Source organism: Lactobacillus sp. B4015, from assembly GCF_026536055.1.
GTDB lineage: Bacteria > Bacillota > Bacilli > Lactobacillales > Lactobacillaceae > Lactobacillus > Lactobacillus panisapium.
In genome coordinates this window covers 176,755-194,379 of the sequence record NZ_JAFNOY010000004.1, presented here as the reverse complement: position 1 = coordinate 194,379, position 17,625 = coordinate 176,755, and the positions used below count along the sequence as shown (strand labels likewise).

Annotated in this window: 17 protein-coding genes; 3 read left to right on the top strand and 14 right to left on the bottom strand. The window is 37.5% G+C overall.

All coding sequences use genetic code 11. From position 1 onward, the window contains the following. The first annotated feature begins 138 nt into the window (after positions 1 to 138). Positions 139 to 1,284, top strand: coding sequence for an IMP dehydrogenase (guaB, locus tag J3U71_RS05610; protein WP_220220998.1), 1,146 nt, complete (start codon positions 139 to 141; stop codon positions 1,282 to 1,284). 64 nt (positions 1,285 to 1,348) lie between these two features. Here the strand turns inward: guaB and J3U71_RS05605 are convergent, their stop codons facing one another. From J3U71_RS05605 to murB, 11 genes are all read right to left on the bottom strand, one after another. Beyond that, positions 1,349 to 1,783 carry a MarR family winged helix-turn-helix transcriptional regulator gene (locus J3U71_RS05605; protein ID WP_220269434.1) on the bottom strand — a complete coding sequence of 145 codons (435 nt, stop codon included), beginning with the start codon at positions 1,781 to 1,783 and terminating at the stop codon, positions 1,349 to 1,351. A gap of 2 nt (positions 1,784 to 1,785) precedes the next feature. Further along, positions 1,786 to 3,183: a DHA2 family efflux MFS transporter permease subunit gene (locus J3U71_RS05600; RefSeq protein WP_220269433.1), complete on the bottom strand. Its 1,398-nt coding sequence runs from the start codon at positions 3,181 to 3,183 to the stop codon at positions 1,786 to 1,788. A 154-nt stretch (positions 3,184 to 3,337) separates the two neighbouring features. After that, positions 3,338 to 4,861, bottom strand: a complete 1,524-nt coding sequence (locus J3U71_RS05595; protein ID WP_220269432.1) for a glycosyltransferase — start codon at positions 4,859 to 4,861, stop codon at positions 3,338 to 3,340. A 547-nt stretch (positions 4,862 to 5,408) separates the two neighbouring features. Further along, positions 5,409 to 6,122, bottom strand: coding sequence for a hypothetical protein (locus J3U71_RS05590; RefSeq protein WP_220269431.1), 714 nt, complete (start codon positions 6,120 to 6,122; stop codon positions 5,409 to 5,411). A 34-nt stretch (positions 6,123 to 6,156) separates the two neighbouring features. After that, a complete protein-coding gene (locus J3U71_RS05585; protein ID WP_220269430.1) occupies positions 6,157 to 6,594 on the bottom strand; it encodes a CopY/TcrY family copper transport repressor in 438 nt (145 codons plus the stop codon). Positions 6,595 to 6,618: 24 nt separating this feature from the next. Next, positions 6,619 to 7,434 carry a Cof-type HAD-IIB family hydrolase gene (locus J3U71_RS05580; RefSeq protein ID WP_267392816.1) on the bottom strand — a complete coding sequence of 272 codons (816 nt, stop codon included), beginning with the start codon at positions 7,432 to 7,434 and terminating at the stop codon, positions 6,619 to 6,621. A gap of 116 nt (positions 7,435 to 7,550) precedes the next feature. Beyond that, positions 7,551 to 9,362, bottom strand: a complete 1,812-nt coding sequence (glmS, locus tag J3U71_RS05575) for a glutamine--fructose-6-phosphate transaminase (isomerizing) (protein WP_267392817.1) — start codon at positions 9,360 to 9,362, stop codon at positions 7,551 to 7,553. 202 nt (positions 9,363 to 9,564) lie between these two features. Further along, on the bottom strand, positions 9,565 to 10,917 hold the full coding sequence (glmM, locus tag J3U71_RS05570) for a phosphoglucosamine mutase (RefSeq protein ID WP_267392818.1): 1,353 nt from the start codon (positions 10,915 to 10,917) through the stop codon (positions 9,565 to 9,567). Between the two features lie 31 nt (positions 10,918 to 10,948). Next, positions 10,949 to 11,923 (bottom strand): YbbR-like domain-containing protein, encoded by a 975-nt coding sequence (locus J3U71_RS05565; protein ID WP_220269427.1) that lies wholly within the window; start codon positions 11,921 to 11,923, stop codon positions 10,949 to 10,951. Continuing rightward, positions 11,920 to 12,765 (bottom strand): diadenylate cyclase CdaA, encoded by an 846-nt coding sequence (gene cdaA, locus J3U71_RS05560; RefSeq protein ID WP_220269426.1) that lies wholly within the window; start codon positions 12,763 to 12,765, stop codon positions 11,920 to 11,922. The genes J3U71_RS05565 and cdaA overlap by 4 nt, the downstream gene beginning before the upstream one ends. 31 nt (positions 12,766 to 12,796) lie before the next feature. Then, a complete protein-coding gene (gene murB, locus J3U71_RS05555) occupies positions 12,797 to 13,696 on the bottom strand; it encodes a UDP-N-acetylmuramate dehydrogenase (RefSeq protein ID WP_267392819.1) in 900 nt (299 codons plus the stop codon). Between the two features lie 99 nt (positions 13,697 to 13,795). Here murB and J3U71_RS05550 point away from each other — a divergent pair, with 99 nt between their 5' ends. Further along, positions 13,796 to 14,329 (top strand): 3'-5' exonuclease, encoded by a 534-nt coding sequence (locus tag J3U71_RS05550; RefSeq protein WP_267392820.1) that lies wholly within the window; start codon positions 13,796 to 13,798, stop codon positions 14,327 to 14,329. Between the two features lie 31 nt (positions 14,330 to 14,360). Here J3U71_RS05550 and tsaE read toward each other — a convergent pair whose 3' ends face one another. The 3 genes from tsaE to J3U71_RS05535 are packed head-to-tail and all read right to left on the bottom strand — an operon-like array spanning position 14,361 to position 16,540. Beyond that, on the bottom strand, positions 14,361 to 14,843 hold the full coding sequence (tsaE, locus tag J3U71_RS05545) for a tRNA (adenosine(37)-N6)-threonylcarbamoyltransferase complex ATPase subunit type 1 TsaE (RefSeq protein ID WP_220269424.1): 483 nt from the start codon (positions 14,841 to 14,843) through the stop codon (positions 14,361 to 14,363). Positions 14,844 to 14,845: 2 nt separating this feature from the next. Then, positions 14,846 to 15,832: a phosphate acetyltransferase gene (pta, locus tag J3U71_RS05540; RefSeq protein ID WP_220269423.1), complete on the bottom strand. Its 987-nt coding sequence runs from the start codon at positions 15,830 to 15,832 to the stop codon at positions 14,846 to 14,848. Positions 15,833 to 15,844: 12 nt separating this feature from the next. Then, positions 15,845 to 16,540 carry a uracil-DNA glycosylase gene (locus tag J3U71_RS05535; protein WP_267392821.1) on the bottom strand — a complete coding sequence of 232 codons (696 nt, stop codon included), beginning with the start codon at positions 16,538 to 16,540 and terminating at the stop codon, positions 15,845 to 15,847. Positions 16,541 to 16,744: 204 nt separating this feature from the next. On the opposite strand from J3U71_RS05535, the gene J3U71_RS05530 reads away from it, so the two are divergent. Then, entirely contained in the window at positions 16,745 to 17,620 is an 876-nt protein-coding gene (locus J3U71_RS05530) for a Cof-type HAD-IIB family hydrolase (protein WP_267392822.1), read from the top strand. Positions 17,621 to 17,625 lie beyond the last annotated feature (5 nt).

The following is a 17,625-nucleotide window of genomic DNA, read 5'->3' as shown; positions in this document are numbered from 1 at the left end:
TTTTTATTCATAATTATAACTGCTTCATGTTTGAAACTTAACTAATGATAAGTTAAATTTTGGCTTGACCGTTACGAAAATCATTAGTAAAGTGGAGACAATTTAAATTCATTATGCATAAAGATAAGGAGTGCGACTATGTCAAATTGGACAACGAAATTTATTAAAGAAGGACTGACATTTGATGATGTTTTATTAATTCCAGCAGAAAGTCACGTACTTCCAAATGAGGTAGATTTGCAAACCGAATTAGCCCCTAACCTTAAATTAAAGATTCCGCTAATAAGTGCCGGAATGGATACAGTTACAGAAGGCGCAATGGCAATTGCAATTGCTTTACAAGGTGGCCTTGGTGTTATTCATAAAAATATGTCAATTAGTGCCCAAGCGGGTGAAGTTGCTAACGTTAAAAATGTCGTTGTTCCAAGCAACATTGCCAAAGCAGCCGTTGATGACCAGAATCGGCTTCTTGTTGCCGCAGCAATTGGCGTAACCAGTGATACCTTTGAACGCGCTGAAGCCCTGCTAGAAAAAGGTGCTGATGCAATTGTAATCGATACGGCACACGGCCATTCTGCAGGCGTTTTGCGCAAAATTAAAGAAATTCGCACCCATTTTCCTAATGTCACTTTAATTGCTGGCAACATTGCCACCGGTGACGCAGCTAGGGCACTTTTTGATGCTGGCGTTGATGTCGTCAAAGTTGGGATTGGTCCAGGTTCAATTTGTACTACTCGGGTTGTTGCCGGTGTTGGCGTACCACAAATTACCGCTATTTATGATGCAGCTACTGCTGCCCAGGAGTACCATAAACCAATTATTGCCGATGGAGGTATGCAATATTCAGGCGATATTGTTAAAGCTCTTGGGGCTGGTGGCAACGCAGTTATGCTAGGTAGCATGCTTTCTGGTACAACAGAAGCTCCGGGTGAAATTTTTGAGAGTGAAGGACAAAAATTCAAAACATACCGTGGCATGGGTTCAGTTGGCGCAATGGCACAGGCACATGGTTCTTCAGATCGTTATTTCCAGGGTGGTGTTAACGAAGCAAATAAGCTAGTTCCCGAAGGCGTTGAAGCACGAGTACCTTACAAGGGCGATGTTTCTGATATTGTTTTCCAAATTATTGGCGGATTACGTTCCGGAATGGGTTATGTTGGTGCTGCAACAATTGCTGACTTACGTGAAAATGCTCAGTTTGTGAGGATTACCAATGCGGGTTTACGTGAATCACACCCGCACGATGTTCAAATCACAAAAAAGGCGCCAAATTACGAAAGATAATAGGTTGATTAGACCGGTAATTATCAACTAAAAAAGCACTAGCTGCTTATCCATAATGGATTAGCTAGTGCTTTTTATTATCTGATAAAGCAGAATCTAGTTTGGCTAAATTTGCCAGCAATTTCTTTTTAGTATCTGACCCCAAAATCTTTTCAGTTTCTTGTTCTGAGGCGATAAAGTAATTTGTTATTTCTTTTTCTAGTTTAACTGCTTTTACTGTTAACCGAATTACCTTATAGCGAGTATCCTGACTATTAACCTCTTTGCTGATCAAGTTCTTTTGTTCCATCAAATGCAAGATATTAGTAGCAGTTGATTTTCTAATATTAAATTCGTGCTCAATATCTTTTTGATAGATTGGTTGCTTAGTGGAAAAAGAAGTTAAATATTCGATAATTAACATCTGCGTTCCCGTTAGTCCTAAGCTTCTTGCAAAATGATCGACATTACGGTTAAAAGTATTCTGGACACGTTGTAAGGCTAATCCGAGTCTTTCCATTTTTATTCCTTTGCTTTAACAGGTTTAGTAGCTTTATACAGCAAGTATACACCAACTACCACTAAAACAAGCAAAAAGATTAAACCAACTTGTGAGGCATCAACTAATTTACCGGCCGCAGTATTCTTGCCACTCATCTGTTGAACAAATTGCATGATTGCGGAAACAATTGCAGTTCCCACTGCCCCAGCAAACTGTTGTGCCATGTTGAATAAACCATTACCGTCGGTATTTTCTTTTTCACTTAAAACATTAAGTGATGCGGTCATCGTGTTACCCATGATTAAGCCCGTACCAAGCATTGTAATGGTATAAAAGATGATAATTTCAATTGAAGTAAAGTTGGCTGCAAAAAGACAGAAAAGCAATCCCCCAATTAATTCAAACATCGCACCAGTCATAATTGGCTTACGTGGACCATAATTATCAAGTAACCGACCACCAACAGGCGATGCAATTGCTCCAATAATACCACCAGTTAAGAGTAGCAACCCAGCAATCATCGCTGTCGAACGATTAACAATTTGAACATAGTTAGGCAAAATAAAAGATAAACCTAACGTGTTAATTTGAAAAATAAAATAAGCGCCCAGACCCTGAGTAAACTTAATTTTCTTAAACACCCGAATATTAATTAGCGGATTTGCCACTTTTAGCGAATGCCTAATAAAAATGATCAATCCGATAATGCCAATAATTAGTGGAATAGCAAACGTTAATGGTTTTTGTAAAACTGTTGCTAAATTACTGAAGGCTAAAATCAAGCCAATGAAAGTTACGGTAATACTTAAAAAGCCCGCAAAATCTAACTTAGAATGTTTAATTTTCTTACTTTCCTTAGTGATAGAAGCAAGTCCCATAACCAAAGAAATAATCATTACTGGAATGATGAAAATGTAAATAAAACGCCATCCCATTGTGTTTACAACTAAGCCACCAAAAGTTGGTCCTAAAGCCGGTGCTACAGCAGTGATCATTGTTCCGATTCCCATCAGCAAACCGATTTTATCCAACGGTGTTCTTTCCAAAATAATGTTAAACATCAATGGAATCGCAATCCCGGCTCCAGCCCCTTGAACAATTCGTCCAATTACTAAGAAGGAAAAGTTTCTAGCCACAACATCAATAAGCAATCCTGCAATAAAGACTGCCGAAGCAGTAATAAACAGCGTACGTGAACTGAAATTTCGTTTCAAATAGGCAGATAATGGCATGATAATCGAGGCTACAAGCAAGTAACCCGTTGTCATCCATTGAACCATCGCCATATTAACGTGAAATTCATTCATTAAGACAGGAAAAGTAACATTCCCCGCCGTTTCTATCAGGACTCCTGAAAAAGACATCAGTCCTGCCGCAAAAATTGAACAAATTAATTTTGCATCTAATTTTCTTTGCATGTAATTCCTCCCAAAATTTTAGTTAGCAAGCTAACTAATTAACCATACTAACGTAAATAATTTTGAAATGCAATTAATAATAATTTAAAAAATAAAAAAACCATCTTTAAAAGATGGTTAAAGATATGCAACTATTAGTTAAAAATAAATCTTTTTAGGCCTTATCCGTATCAATTACATATTTTTTCCAGTATTTCCAAACTTCATCACCTGAAAAGCGCTTAGAATTTTCATAAGCAGCCTCACTCATTCGTTCACGTAAATTAGAATCTGAGAAGTATTTTGCAATTTCATCTGCAAAAACATCAACATTTCCGTTTGGTACGAGAACACCACTAACATTATTATTAATTAAATCAGATGGACCATAATTAATGTCATAAGAAATTACCGGAACGCCATGCGATTGAGCTTCCATCGTAACTAGAGACGCACCTTCATAAAGTGAAGAAAGCAACATAAGCTGAGCATGGTCATAAATAGTATCAACATCATTTGCGTAACCCCAAAAATGGATACAATTTTCTAAGCCAAGATCCTTAACTAGCTTTTTCAATTTCTTTTCTTCTTTACAATTATCTGAACCATCTGGGTACCCGTAAATATCTAATGTTAAGTCTTTATTTTTCTGATAAACTTGCGCAAATGCATTAATAGAATCACCTATGCGTTTTTCAACAAATAACCTTGCTAAAATAACAATTTTACCGGGAATTCTCTGACTCATAGGAATATGCGGCTTGGCAAGCTGCTCATTGGATACAATACCGACAGGAATCGCAACAATCGGTACTTGGGTCCGCAACCGTTTTTTCATGTCATCTGCCTGGCGCTGTCCGGGCGTGATAATTAAGTCAGTTTTACTTAACTGCTCTGTATTGGCAATTGAGCCATATGATAAAAATGAGTTGGGGTCTCTGTAATCACCATAATGAATACTATGAAAATGCTCAATTTTACGTGCCGGTGTTTTCATGTTTATCATAGGTAAATTGGTGATATTACTACGATCTGAGATAAAAGTAGATTGGCCGCCATCTTGTTCATTTAGCTCGTCAAGCATAATAGTAAAAGCTTGTCCTATATTCATCAGCGAATACTGTATACCTTTTTTATCCGTTAGTTGAATATTAGTTGCTGCAAGCCACTTTGGTTTTTGCTCATATGAAACTTCATAATAAACTGTATTATCAGGTCGATAAAATGATTCATAAATAAGGTTATCGTTTGAAGTATTAAAAATTTGCGTAAAGCTTTTAAATCCTCTAGTGTCATAAAAATCCATTTTTGTCTTATGATCATCAGCATTAAAATAAGTAATACTATCAAGATTATTATCACTAAACAAAGTAATTAACATTGTTTTGCGATTACCATCGTATACTTCATAGCCATTATCAACCTTTTTAATCTGATCAGATTCGGGAATTGGTAGCTCATCAATTGTCATCTTTTGTTGCGGATAATTAACCGTTCCAGCAAAAAAGTCGTACATATTGACATAATCGTCATCGTTTAAACCATATAGCGGTAAATTTCGATGAGCAAAACGATTATAATCACGCATTGCAAGTTTAGCTTTTACACCCTTTTGCTTAAATAATTTTAGCCTTTTAACTTCAGCATGTTCAATGCCAGAACTATTGGAGTCTAATCTGTTATTTAAAAAATAATACATTTATTAATCCCTCGTTATTTCAATCATTCAAACTATATTTTATATTTTATCACAATTGAATAATGTTATTAAATGCAATTTATGTTATTTATAATATAAATCGTAAATGTTGACGTCTAAAAGATTTTATAAGGACTTACTTTAACTAAGTTAACGAAGAAATTATAACTATGTAATTTATTTTGGTTGAAAGCCAACCTTTATATTCTATAAAATTTTATTTATTTAAAACTAACTCCTTAATTATCGTAAATTTACCTTTTTTGTACTAGTATTTTGCTTATTATTTCATAAAATTGTACTACTACAATTCTTTATTGCCTAATTACTAGGCAATTCTACTTGAGTAATATAATAATCAATGGGTTATCGGTTGATTAGTATAGTTAATAGCATCAAGACAACCTAATTCATAAAACCTCTGGCCATATTTGGGGAGACCGTCATATTTCAGCTTTAATCTGTTTAGATAATTTTGCTGACCATTAAAAATACCCCATAATTAGTTATGCTAATTATGGGGTTAACAACAAAATGCTATAAATTTCTAATCCTTTTTCTTGGTCAACTTTAAGCCTAGTGGCCAGATAATAGCAACGACAACACTAATTGCTAAACCTAACCATAACATTGAGGAAGTGATTAAAGAAATTCCTGGATCTAATTCGCTTTGTAGATATTGGACTAATTGATTTAGGTAATATTGCAAGGCACCAAAAGAGCAAACTGCAGCAATTAATAAAGCAATTGAGGCCCAAGATTGGCCAAATAATACTAACAATGCTGCAAGAGCTAAAATCAAAATTGCTCCAAATAAGAAGTAGTGAAAAATGTTGATTGAGTTATTGACCTGCTTAGAATTATCCGATAATCCCTTATTAACACGCTGGAGTATCAGATAATTAACAGCTTTTTGAACCTCGTTTTTCTCAGGTAGCTTTAAATTTTTGGCAGTTAACTCACCATTTTCTTGATAACTAACGCTAAGATTATACAAGTCAACATAGGATAAATCCCGATGATACTTTGAAGGCAATTGCTCAAGCACCTTATTTTCAACACCAAAGTCTTTAGCTAACTTTAATGTTCCCTTTAAATTGGCATCACCACTTTTATCGACGTTCTTCTTTATTACGGAGCGCGCAACTTTCGGAACGTTTTGAACATTGATCGTGGCCGGACTTTCAAATAACAAAAAGCCCGCAGCACCAATAAATACTATAAATACTAACCGCAAAATTATACTAGCAAACCTTCTCATTAGACTTACCTCCTTAGGTAGATTAACTAATGTTCTAGCAATCGTGTTGACCCGAAGCTAAGCAGTTGCAAGCAATTTTGGCTGGTGCATGCAGTTTTTTGTGTGCAAGTTCTGTTTCAATTGTAGCAATATCACTTTCAGACAAAGGCATGTCTTTTAATATTTCAATCAAGACCTGCCCTTTATGCATGTCACACATATGATTCATCATTTCTTTTGTGACCTGAATCATCATCTGAATTTGCGTAACCGTGGCAGAATAAACATATCGGCGACCATCTTTTCGAGTCTGCAACAGACCTTTTTTTACCAAGCGTCCCATTAATGTTTTAATGGTAGATTCAGACCAATTTTTCTTAGACTGAAGTTGCTCGATTACCTCACCAGTATGAATTTCGCCGAGAGTCCACACTATTCTCATGACTTCCCACTCGGCTTCAGAAATATTATGTTCTTTGTTTTTCTTTACCATAATAGTCAACCTAGTTTTATTCTACTACAAAACAAACTTTTTTAATGCTTTCGCAATTCCGTCATGATCATTGTCCTCGGTTATATAATCTGCATTATCTTTGATCATTTCAATTGCATTTCCCATTGCCACTTTTTTAAAACTCGGATTCAAAAACATTGAAATATCATTTCCTTGATCACCAAATACCATGACCTGACTAGGAGCAATTTTTAACCTGTCTGCGAGATTGATTAGTGCATTTCCTTTTGAAGCATCTTTAATATTAATTTCAATATTAGAAGAAAAGCTACGCACAACATCATATTTAGCAAATGTCCACTCTGGAATATTATTCCAGAGTTTTTCTATTTCTTCGACCTCATCTGTTTCGCTAAAGCCCACTTTATTAAAAGTAAAATCTTGAGGAAGCTCTTCCGCTTTTCGTACTTTAATAACATTTTTTGTCCTTGCAGCATTGACTGATAAGTTAACGCCCAATTCTCGGTCACAGGTCCAAAAACATTCTGGAGTTTCAAAATGCAGGTTAACATGGGCAAGTCGCTGTAAACGGCGCATATTGGTGAAATCATGATAATTCATCTCTTGACTCATCAGCACTTTACCAGCTAAGTTTTGAATAACTGCGCCGTTAAAGACAATATTATATTGTTTTTCCCCGGCTAGCCCCAACTCCCGATTGAACTTCATTACGCCTGACAATGGGCGACCAGTGGCAAGAACTACTTGAATACCTAAGTCTATGGCCTGCTTTAAAGTTTTTTGTGTTTCTGGCAAAATACTATTATTGCTAGAAAGCAAGGTACCATCTAAATCGACCGCAATTAATTTAATTGACAAAGTTTTTTCCTCCCACAATCTGAATATTATCATCTCTATTATACAAAAAGTCGTAATTACTTACGACTTTTTTCAATATTCACTCTTTTTCAGATTGGATCAAGGAGTTTTAAAACTTATTCAACCGTTACGCTTTTGGCTAAATTCCGTGGTTTATCAACATCAAGCCCCTTATCTTTGGAAGCATAATAGGCAAATAGCTGTGCGACCACAACACTTACCAGTGGGGTTAAATAATAATTTATCTCTGGGAGAACAATATCGTCATCTTTATCTGCTAATTTTTTGCTTGCAATCGTAATTACACTTGCTCCGCGCGCAATTACTTCTTGTATGTTACCTCGCATTAAATCAGCTGTTAATGAATCATTAATCAGGGCAATTACGGGTGTTCCTTTTTCAATTAGTGAAATTGTCCCGTGCTTCAATTCAGCGGCTGCAAATCCTTCGGTTTGAATGTATGATACTTCCTTTAGTTTAAGCGCCGCTTCAAGGGCAAGCGGATAATCGATTCCGCGGCCAATATAAAACGCATTACGGGAGGGAAGCAAAATCTTTTGAGCTAATTGCTCAATTTTTTCCTTACTAGAAATTACTTGCTCTGCTCCTTCAGCAGCTAGGGCAAAAGCAGTTTTTAAATCAAAAGCACACGCATTTTCATTGCCAATATTTTCTCCTAATGCTTTAGCTAAAATAGCTTCTAAAGCAATCTGAGCAGTGTAGGCTTTGGTAGATGCAACCGCAATCTCCGGCCCTGCTTCTAACGAAAGTGAGGCAGTTGCTTCACGAGCAAGAGTTGAATTAGGAACATTGGTTAAAGTTAAACTTGGAATATTTCTCTTAATTGCCTCCTGTAAAACTACTCTAGAATCAGCAGTTTCACCCGATTGTGATAGAAAAATAAACAGGGGATGCTTTGACATCATTGGAAAATGGTAGCCGGCTTCAGAAGCAAAACCAACTTCGGTGGGTACACCTGCAAACTTTTCAAAAAGCACTTTACCAACCAGACCCGCATGATAGCTGGTCCCTGCAGCAAAAATATATAACCGATCAGCAGCTGCCAGCATATCAATAATTTTTGCTTTAATTTGAGGTTCGCCGTTTTGATCTAAATAAAATTGTTCTAGGTGACGTAAAACTCCGGGCTGCTCACAAATTTCCTTTAACATATAAAAATCATAGGTTCCCTTAGAAGTCGCATTTGGATCAATTTTTAAGGTATATGGTTGCAAAACGGCAGGCTCACCTGCAAGATTTTCTATCACATAGCCGTTTTTTGTAATATCACCAACTTGCCCATCATGTAAATCAGCAAATGTTTTAGTTTGATCTAATACTGATAGCGCATCGGAAGCAATGATATTAAAACCAGCACCAATTCCTAGCATTAATGGTGACTTATTTTTTGCGATATAAATATGATGCGGCTTAGTATTATCAACTAGTAAAAGAGCATATGAGCCCTTCACTTTAGTTAAAGCTTTTTTTAAGGCAGTGAAAGCATCCACATTTTCTGTTCGCGCAATTTTACTAATCAATTGAACAATAACTTCTGTATCAGTATCGGAAACAAAATTTACATCTGACAAATAGTTGTTTTTTATTTCTTGATAATTTTCAATCACACCGTTGTGCACTAGGTAAAAACGATTAGTTTCATCATATTGCGGATGAGCATTATTTTCTGTTGGCTTACCATGGGTTGCCCAGCGAGTATGACCGATACCAACTAATCCTTGTTCATCAGGCGTCATTTGATCTTTTAGATTTTGAATACGGCCAACAGTTTTGGTAATGTACTCATTGCCTTTCTGATCATTTAAGTAAATCCCCGCTGAATCATAACCACGATATTCTAGCTTAGACAAACCATTTAAAACAATTTCTCTAGCAGATTTTCCAACAATTCCAACAATTCCGCACATATTTTTCTCCTTTGGTATAGCCCAAAAATGTTTATTTGGGCTAGTAGTAAATTTAGCTTTATGTAAGGAATAATATTACTAGTTTGATAATTGGTCAAGCTAAAAAATTATAATTGGTATATACACACTAAAAATAACCTTGATAGAACACAAAAAAGCAGGAAAAAATTTCCTGCTTTGATAATTTATTTTATTTTATCGTTTAAGCACCCATCTCTTGCTCAACAACATCTGTAATCCGTTTAACATAGGCATCAGTTTCTTCTTGGGTAGGTCCTTCTGCCATTACCCGCAGTAGTGATTGCGTACCAGATGGACGTACTAAGACGCGACCATCACCATTCATGTCTTTTTCTACTTCTTTAATGACATCAAGAATTGGTTGGTGTTTCTTCCAATCCTGCTTATTCTTAACTGGTACATTGACTAAACATTGAGGATAATCTTTAAAATCAGCCAATAATTCACTAAGACTCTTACCTGTTTTCTTCATAACTAACATCAAGTGTAGTCCAGTTAGCATGCCATCCCCGGTATTATGATAATCACTCATAATGACATGACCAGACTGCTCACCACCGAGATTATAGCCGTTAGCACGCATTTCTTCTGAAACGTAACGATCACCAACTTGTGTCCGCACATTCTTAATTCCTCTGCGCTCAAGGGCTTTAGTGAAACCTAAGTTACTCATGACCGTGGTTACGATAGTATCCTTTTTCAGGCGACCACCATCTTGCATGCAGGTGCCAAGAACGTACATAATGTGATCACCATCGACTTCATTACCATTTTCATCAACAGCAATGCAGCGATCAGCATCCCCGTCAAAGGCTAAGCCGAGTTGTGCCCCTTGCTTAACAACTTCTTCTTGCAACTTCTCGGTATGCGTTGCGCCAACTTGATCGTTGATATTTAAGCCGTTGGGATGTGTGGCGATTGTGGTAAAGTCAACACCGCAATCTGCAAAAAGGCGTGAGATCAAATTGCTGGCAGCACCATTTGCGCCATCGATGACCACTTTAATGCCATCAAGATCCTCTGGGATAGTGTTTTCAATGAACTGAAGGTACTTAGCGCTACCCTCATGAAAATCAGTTAACGAGCCTAAGCCTTCGGCTGATGGTCGAGGGAGTTTGTCTTCTTTAGCATCAATTAATTTTTCAATTTCGCCTTCCATTTCATCAGACAACTTCAGGCCATCACTACCAAAGAACTTAATTCCATTGTCCTCAACTGGATTATGGGATGCGGAAATTTGCACACCGGCATCGGCTCCCTGCGCACGCACTAAGTAAGATAGTCCGGGAGTGGTAATCACACCGACTTCAAGTACTTCAATTCCAACCGATAACAAACCCGAAATCAGCGCATATTCAAGCATTTGCCCAGATATTCTGGTATCCCGCGAAACTAAAACTTTGGCTTGCTCATCTTTAGCTTTATTTTTAGTTAATATATAACCACCATCGCGTCCTAATTTAAACGCTAATTCAGGGGACAAGTCTTGGTTTGCTACACCTCTAACACCATCGGTGCCAAAATATTTTAACATTAAAAATTACCTCTCTTTATTTATCTTCAATTTAATTTTTACTGCCCTTAGCATCGGAATTTTCCACTTTAATATCAATACTAATTTGAGCAGGATTGGCCTTAACTACCCCATGCGGTATGGCCAATGAAACTGTTTTTGTCGTTGAAGCAGCAACATTACTAAGATCAATTGGTACTTGTAGACTTTTAATCTTTGCTAAGTCCTTTTCCGCACCATAAATAGTAACATAGTCATTTTTAGCAGTTAGTGAATAAATTTTGTTATTTCGTTCATGCTTTGGCTGCAACTTAACTTTGACATTTTTCTTAGCAACAGAGATTGGAATAGTTACCTTGGCAGTAGCTGGCTCAATCACGACATTAAGCTGCCTACCTTTTCGATCTTGCGCTACCAAACTTACTTGCCGCTCATAAGTGTGAGTAATTTCATTTGGTAATACAACTTTAGCAATAATTTGGTCAATCTGCTCAACTTCGCTTCGCGCACCAGTAACTTCAACTTGCTGAGGATATACGCTAGAATGCCCTAATGTATAACCATGGGCAACAGCACTCTTATTATACTCTATTTGTATAGGCATGGTAGTCGATTTTCGTCTTTGAATATTGACATGGACCGTCTTGGGATTAATTGAATAAGAAATTTGCCGGCTGATACCATTAACATGAACTTTAACATCGTGGGTGCCAATGCTTTTACTTGTTAAATCAATATAAGCGCGAAAATTTTGCGTATTAATTGTCGAAGTCACAAGCGCGGTTGAACCTTCCAATGTAATATTGACTTTTTCTGGGTAACCCACTACGTAGTATTTATCCGTGTCCACAGAGACTTGTAGGGGCACACTAATTGTCTGTGTTTTATTAGCTGTTTGCCTGGTACGACTAGTTTGGCCCTGAGTTAAGAAACCGCCTTGAGTATCATTAACGTAAATAACCAATAAAATCGCTATTAGTAAGGAAACAAGACGAATAAACCACGATTTACGCCAAAATTCTTTCATCGGTCAGCACCCCACTTCCAAATTTTACGCATAATCTTTTGGTACCATTTAGCATTCTCATTTTTCTTAGGTACTAGTTCAGCAGTTAAATATTTCATATATTCGTCACGAGTCATATCAAGAAGGAAACGACCATTTCGAGTAATAGTTACTCCACCTGTTTCCTCAGATACAACGATCGTAATCGCATCCGTAACTTCCGAAATACCCACAGCGGCGCGGTGCCTTGTTCCGAGTCGCTTGGGGATCATACTGTTGTCGGACAGCGGCAAGTAAGCAGCGGCAACCGCAATTTCATGGTCTTGGTTAATAATAACAGCACCATCGTGTAAAGGAGTATTAGGAATAAAAATGTTTATTAGCAATTCGCCAGTTACCCGCGCATCTAATTTAATTCCTGTCTCAATATAATCATCAAGACCTGTTTCCTGCTGGATTGTAATCAGGGCACCAATTCTTCTTTTGGACATGTACTGAATCGCTTTATCTAGCTCATTGATAAACCTAATCGATTCGTCACGTTCACTCTCCTCGCGACCTCCAAAAATTGGCAGCCGTCCTAAATGCTCAAGTCCACGCCTAATTTCAGGCTGAAAAATCACGATAATTCCCACTACCGACCAAGATACAATCTGATCAATTAACCAAGTAGTGGTATGGAGCTGAAGAACACCGGCAATGATCCGGACAATGAAGATTAAGACAATTCCCTTTGCCAGTTGAACGGCCTTAGTACCCCTAATTAAAATAACGAGGTGGTAGACTAAAAACCAGATGATTAAAACATCAAGAATAGTCGATAAGTTGCTCCAAGTAAAAATATTGGAAACATTAAAATGCATAAATACTCCTTTCTAATATCTAAAATATTTTTTAATCAATTGGTTTACCAATTATGCGAACTTCCGTCTGCAAATCCAGCCCAAACTGTTCTTTAATTTTGGCTTGGATTAACGCAATTAAGTCAAGATAATCTGTTGCAGTAGCACCACCTTTATTGACAATAAAGCCGGCATGCTTAGTCGAGTTCTGAGCACCACCAACCTGTTTTCCCTGCAAACCAGCTTGAATAATCATTGGCCCAACATAATGGCCTGCGGGACGCTTAAAAACACTGCCACATGAAGGATATTCAAGTGGCTGTTTATATTGGCGCAACGCATTTAAGTAATTCATTTCAGCCAAAATGATATTTTTTTGACCGGGATGCAAGCTAAAAGTTGCACTAACTACCACATCATTATTTTCTTGAACAAGAGAATGACGATATGAAAATTGCATCTCCTTATTCGAATATTCCTTAAATTCACCAGTTGGCGTCAAGACCTTAACTGTTTGAATAACCTCAGCTGTCTCGCCGCCATATGCGCCCGCATTCATAAAAACTGCTCCACCAACACTTCCAGGAATACCCGCAGCAAATTCCAAGCCGCTGAGACCATGCTTAGCAGCAAAAAACGCCGTATCAATAATCCGGGCACCCGCTTGCGCCTCAACACAGCTACCGCTAATGGTAATCTTATTCATTTTGGTTAAAATAATTACCAAACCCGCAATTCCACCATCACGAATAATTAAGTTGGAAGCATTACCGATCACGGTTAAGGGAATTTGGTTAGAATTAGCGGTTTCCACTAATTTTTCTAGTTCGGCTTGATTTTGCGGAAAAGCTAAATATTCTGCTGGCCCACCAGTTTTAGTAAATGTATACTTGCTAAGCGGAACCTGTTTTTTTATTTCTATTCCATCTTTTACTAAATCAAATAACTTCAAAGTTATAGCTCCCTTTATCCTATCTTTTTACTATTTTACCGCATTCATTTAGTTGCTTCATCCTATGTTATACTAAAATTAAGTTTTAAAGGAGAAAAAATGAATTTTATCGCAATGGACTTTGAGACCGCTAACCGTCACCCAGAAAGTGCTTGTTCATTAGCATTGGTGATGGTGCGGAATAATAAAATTGTTGACCGTTTTTATACTGTTATTAATCCCCAAATGCCATTTGATGCCCGTAATATTGAAGTACACGATATTACAGCCGATGACGTTAAAGATGCCCCTACTATGGCTGAAGTTTGGCCCCACATTAAACGGCTTTATCAACCTGGTATGCTCGTTTGTGCGCATAACGCCCGCTTTGATACTAATGTTATGCGTCAAAGTTTAGGTCGTTACGATATTCAGGAACCGCATTACTTTGTCATTGACACGTTGCAGACCAGCAAACTGTTTGAACCAGATCTGCCTAACCATAAATTAGATACTGTTTCTGATGTTTTAGATGTCGAATTATGGCATCACCACAATGCACTTAGTGACAGCGAAGCATGTGCTGGCATTTTAATTGCGCAAAATGAGCAGTTTGGGGATGAAGCAATTAAAAATTTGGTTTATCAAGTTTAATATAATCATACTAAAAACAGGACTAAAATGGTTAAGTCCTGTTTTTTATTTTATTCGCAATTTCGGCTACCCAATCTTCATTTCGCTTTCCCTGTGGGCGGAATTCAACCGTTCTTTTAGTCGAATCCCAACTATCATCAACCCGGCGAATTACAATTTGTAAATATTGATCAGGCAGATCGGCTTTAACAACTTCAGGCCACTCGATTACCACTAGTCCCGGCTGCTGTAAATAGCTGCTTAAATCAATTGATGATAAATCATCATTTTCTAAACGATAAAAGTCCATATGATAAATTGGCAACTTAGCTTCTTCATATTCACGAACGATGGTAAAAGTAGGACTTTTAACAGGGCGCCTAACCCCCAAAGCCTCGCCAATACCTTGCGTCAAAGTGGTTTTGCCAGCTCCTAAATCACCATTTAGCAGCAGTAAATCATGTGCTTTAGCGGTACTTGCAATCGCAGCACCAAGTTGTTTCATTTCCGTGGAAGAATTGATATTTATTTTCATTACTATTTATCCTTTAATAGCGCTTGAGCAGCGGTTAAAACAGCCATATGATAAATATCATCACTGCTTGCACCCCGTGATAAATCATTAACCGGCTGTGCAATTCCCTGCAGAATGGGCCCAATAGCCGTAAAATTCCCCAAACGCTGCGTAATTTTATATGCTATATTACCAGACTGTAGTTCTGGGAAAATAAAAATATTAGCTCTCCCCTTAATCTCAGAGTCTGGAGCTTTTTTAGCTGCCACTGCGGGATCAAATGCAGCATCAAATTGCAACTCGCCATCAGCAGGAATATCTGGGTACTGTTTTTGGAATAGCGAAGCAGCTTCAGCTACTTTGGTAACCATCTCACCTTTGGCAGAACCCTTAGTTGAAAAACTCAAAAAGGCTACACGTGGTTCAATATCTGCTAATTTAGCTGTTTGAACTGATTGATAGGCTATTTCTGCCAGCGTTTTAGCATCTGGTGCAATATTAATTGCGCAATCAGCAAAAAGATATTTTTCTTCCCCACGTTCCATGATGAAACTACCAGAAACACGACTCATCCCGGCTGCAGTATGGATTAATTGCAGAGCGGGACGAACGGTTTCCGCGGTTGAATGAGCGGCCCCAGAAACCATACCATCAGCCTTGCCCATTTTAACTAGCATTGTACCAAAGTAATTAGGATCTTTTAACGCTTCACGGACTTCTTCCTTAGTTATTTCTTTATCCCGAGCCGAAATGAAAGCTGCAATCATTTCATCTAGCGCATGAAATTTTTCGGGGTTCACCACTTGTATTTGGGCCAATGAAATTTTATTTTGGTTAGCAACATTTTCAATTTCAGCTGTGTCGCCTAATAAAATTGGCTCTAAAACATTATCTTGCTGCAATGCAGCGGCAGCGGCTAATACTCTTTCATCATTTCCTTCTGCGAAAACAATGCGGTACTTTTTACCCGCGTTCTTTACTTTACTTTTTAATAGTTCAAAAATACTCATTTATTATCTCACCTATACTAAATCTGATTGTGTTACTTGTTGCGGTAATTGCCAGTCAATTGGGGTTTTCCCAAACTTCCGCAGGGCCTCGTTACACCGAGAAAATGGCCGTGAGCCAAAAAAGCCACGATCTGCCGAAAATGGACTGGGGTGAGCTGATTTAATCACAAAATTACGGTCAAGGTCAATTAATGCAATTTTATTTTGAGCATATCTTCCCCAAAGAATGAAAACTACTTCTCCCCGAGCGCTCAAAGCCTTGATAGCAGCATCCGTTACTTTTTCCCAGCCTTTACCTTGATGACCATTAGCATGACCATAAGGAACTGTTAAAACTGCGTTCAAAAGGAGCACTCCTTGATCTGCCCATTTTTTCAAGTAACCATGTTGAACCGGCACACAGCCGACATCATCATATAGTTCTTTATAAATATTTTGTAATGACGGTGGCAATTTTACTCCAGGCATTACAGCAAAGCTCATTCCTGTTGCCTGACCAGGATTGTGATAGGGATCCTGACCTAAAATGACTACTTTTGTTTTAGCAAAAGGGGTTAACTTAAAAGCAGTAAAAATATGATACATATCTGGGAATATCCGCTTAGTTTTGTACTCTGTTTTTAAGAATTCATGTAATTCATGATATTCGTTACTGTCAAATATAGGAGCCAATACTTCGTCCCAGTCATTACCAATAAATTTTTTCATTCTAGCAATAGCCTCTCTTTCACTAGCCCTTATGGTATCATGAAATTAATAATGTTTGTGCAGAATTTTCGACATTTAAACGGTTCTTTATCTTCTATTTAATTAGATTTTATTTAAAAATGTGAAAAGTTTTCTCCCCTTATTATGTTAATATGATAGAGAAGTAAAAAATACCGATTTTCGGGAGGAGGAGCTTATTTTATCTTGATTAAATTAGTAGCATGCGATCTGGACGGTACCTTGTTTAACAGTGATTTAATAGTATCTAATGAAAATATTAAGTCAATTCGGGAAGCTCAAAAAAATGGCATTGAATTCTTAGTTGCAACTGGTCGTTCACCACAACAGTCACGTAAAGTAATCGAAAATTATGGCCTTAAAACAGGATTCATCAACATCAATGGTGCTTTGGTTTATGATGCCAATAATCAGTTGCAAGTTAAACACGCATTACCAAATGATAAAGCGGAGCAAGTTGTCAACATCTTGCAAAAACATCATATTTACCATGAGTTAGTAACCGAAGACCTAATTTATTCGCTAGATATAAGTCAGCGAGTTGTTAACTTAGCTCGATCACTAATTGCCCTTAATCCGGGACTGACGTTTAAAAAGGCTGTGGCAACCTCCGCTGGCAGTAATGCAATGTTTAGTATGAAGCATGTTAATAGTTTTACCAGACTTTTAAATGATCCCCATTTTGAAGTTATGAAAATTATTGCTTTTGACGGTCATGGACCAGAAGCGTTTGTTGACGTCAAAAAAGAAATCACGGCACTTGGCAATGTTGCTGTTACTTCCAGCTCTTCTGCTAACATCGAAATCAACGATATCAAGGCCCAAAAAGGACCGGCATTATTGGACTACGCACAAAAAAAGGGAATCAAGCAAAATGAAATTGCGGCAATTGGCGATAACCTTAATGATGAAAGCATGATTAGGGATGCAGGTACCGGTGTGGCAATGGGAAATGCCGTCTACGCAATCAAAAAAATTGCACAAGTTAAAACTAAAACTAATAATGAAAATGGAGTAGCTTATATTTTAAAGAAGTTTATTAGCAATAACGCTAAAGAATAGAGGTG

Bases quoted from the DNA above. Each gene is read 5' to 3' on its own strand.
- J3U71_RS05585 (WP_220269430.1), bottom strand. From the start codon at position 6,594: ATGGTAAAGAAAAACAAAGAACATAATATTTCTGAAGCCGAGTGGGAA.
- J3U71_RS05550 (WP_267392820.1), top strand. From the start codon at position 13,796: ATGAATTTTATCGCAATGGACTTTGAGACCGCTAACCGTCACCCAGAA.
- cdaA (WP_220269426.1), bottom strand. From the start codon at position 12,765: ATGCATTTTAATGTTTCCAATATTTTTACTTGGAGCAACTTATCGACT.
- J3U71_RS05605 (WP_220269434.1), bottom strand. From the start codon at position 1,783: ATGGAAAGACTCGGATTAGCCTTACAACGTGTCCAGAATACTTTTAAC.
- glmS (WP_267392817.1), bottom strand. From the start codon at position 9,362: ATGTGCGGAATTGTTGGAATTGTTGGAAAATCTGCTAGAGAAATTGTT.
- J3U71_RS05535 (WP_267392821.1), bottom strand. From the start codon at position 16,540: ATGAAAAAATTTATTGGTAATGACTGGGACGAAGTATTGGCTCCTATA.
- J3U71_RS05600 (WP_220269433.1), bottom strand. From the start codon at position 3,183: ATGCAAAGAAAATTAGATGCAAAATTAATTTGTTCAATTTTTGCGGCA.
- tsaE (WP_220269424.1), bottom strand. From the start codon at position 14,843: ATGAAAATAAATATCAATTCTTCCACGGAAATGAAACAACTTGGTGCT.
- J3U71_RS05595 (WP_220269432.1), bottom strand. From the start codon at position 4,861: ATGTATTATTTTTTAAATAACAGATTAGACTCCAATAGTTCTGGCATT.
- J3U71_RS05565 (WP_220269427.1), bottom strand. From the start codon at position 11,923: ATGAAAGAATTTTGGCGTAAATCGTGGTTTATTCGTCTTGTTTCCTTA.
- pta (WP_220269423.1), bottom strand. From the start codon at position 15,832: ATGAGTATTTTTGAACTATTAAAAAGTAAAGTAAAGAACGCGGGTAAA.
- guaB (WP_220220998.1), top strand. From the start codon at position 139: ATGTCAAATTGGACAACGAAATTTATTAAAGAAGGACTGACATTTGAT.
- J3U71_RS05590 (WP_220269431.1), bottom strand. From the start codon at position 6,122: ATGAGAAGGTTTGCTAGTATAATTTTGCGGTTAGTATTTATAGTATTT.
- glmM (WP_267392818.1), bottom strand. From the start codon at position 10,917: ATGTTAAAATATTTTGGCACCGATGGTGTTAGAGGTGTAGCAAACCAA.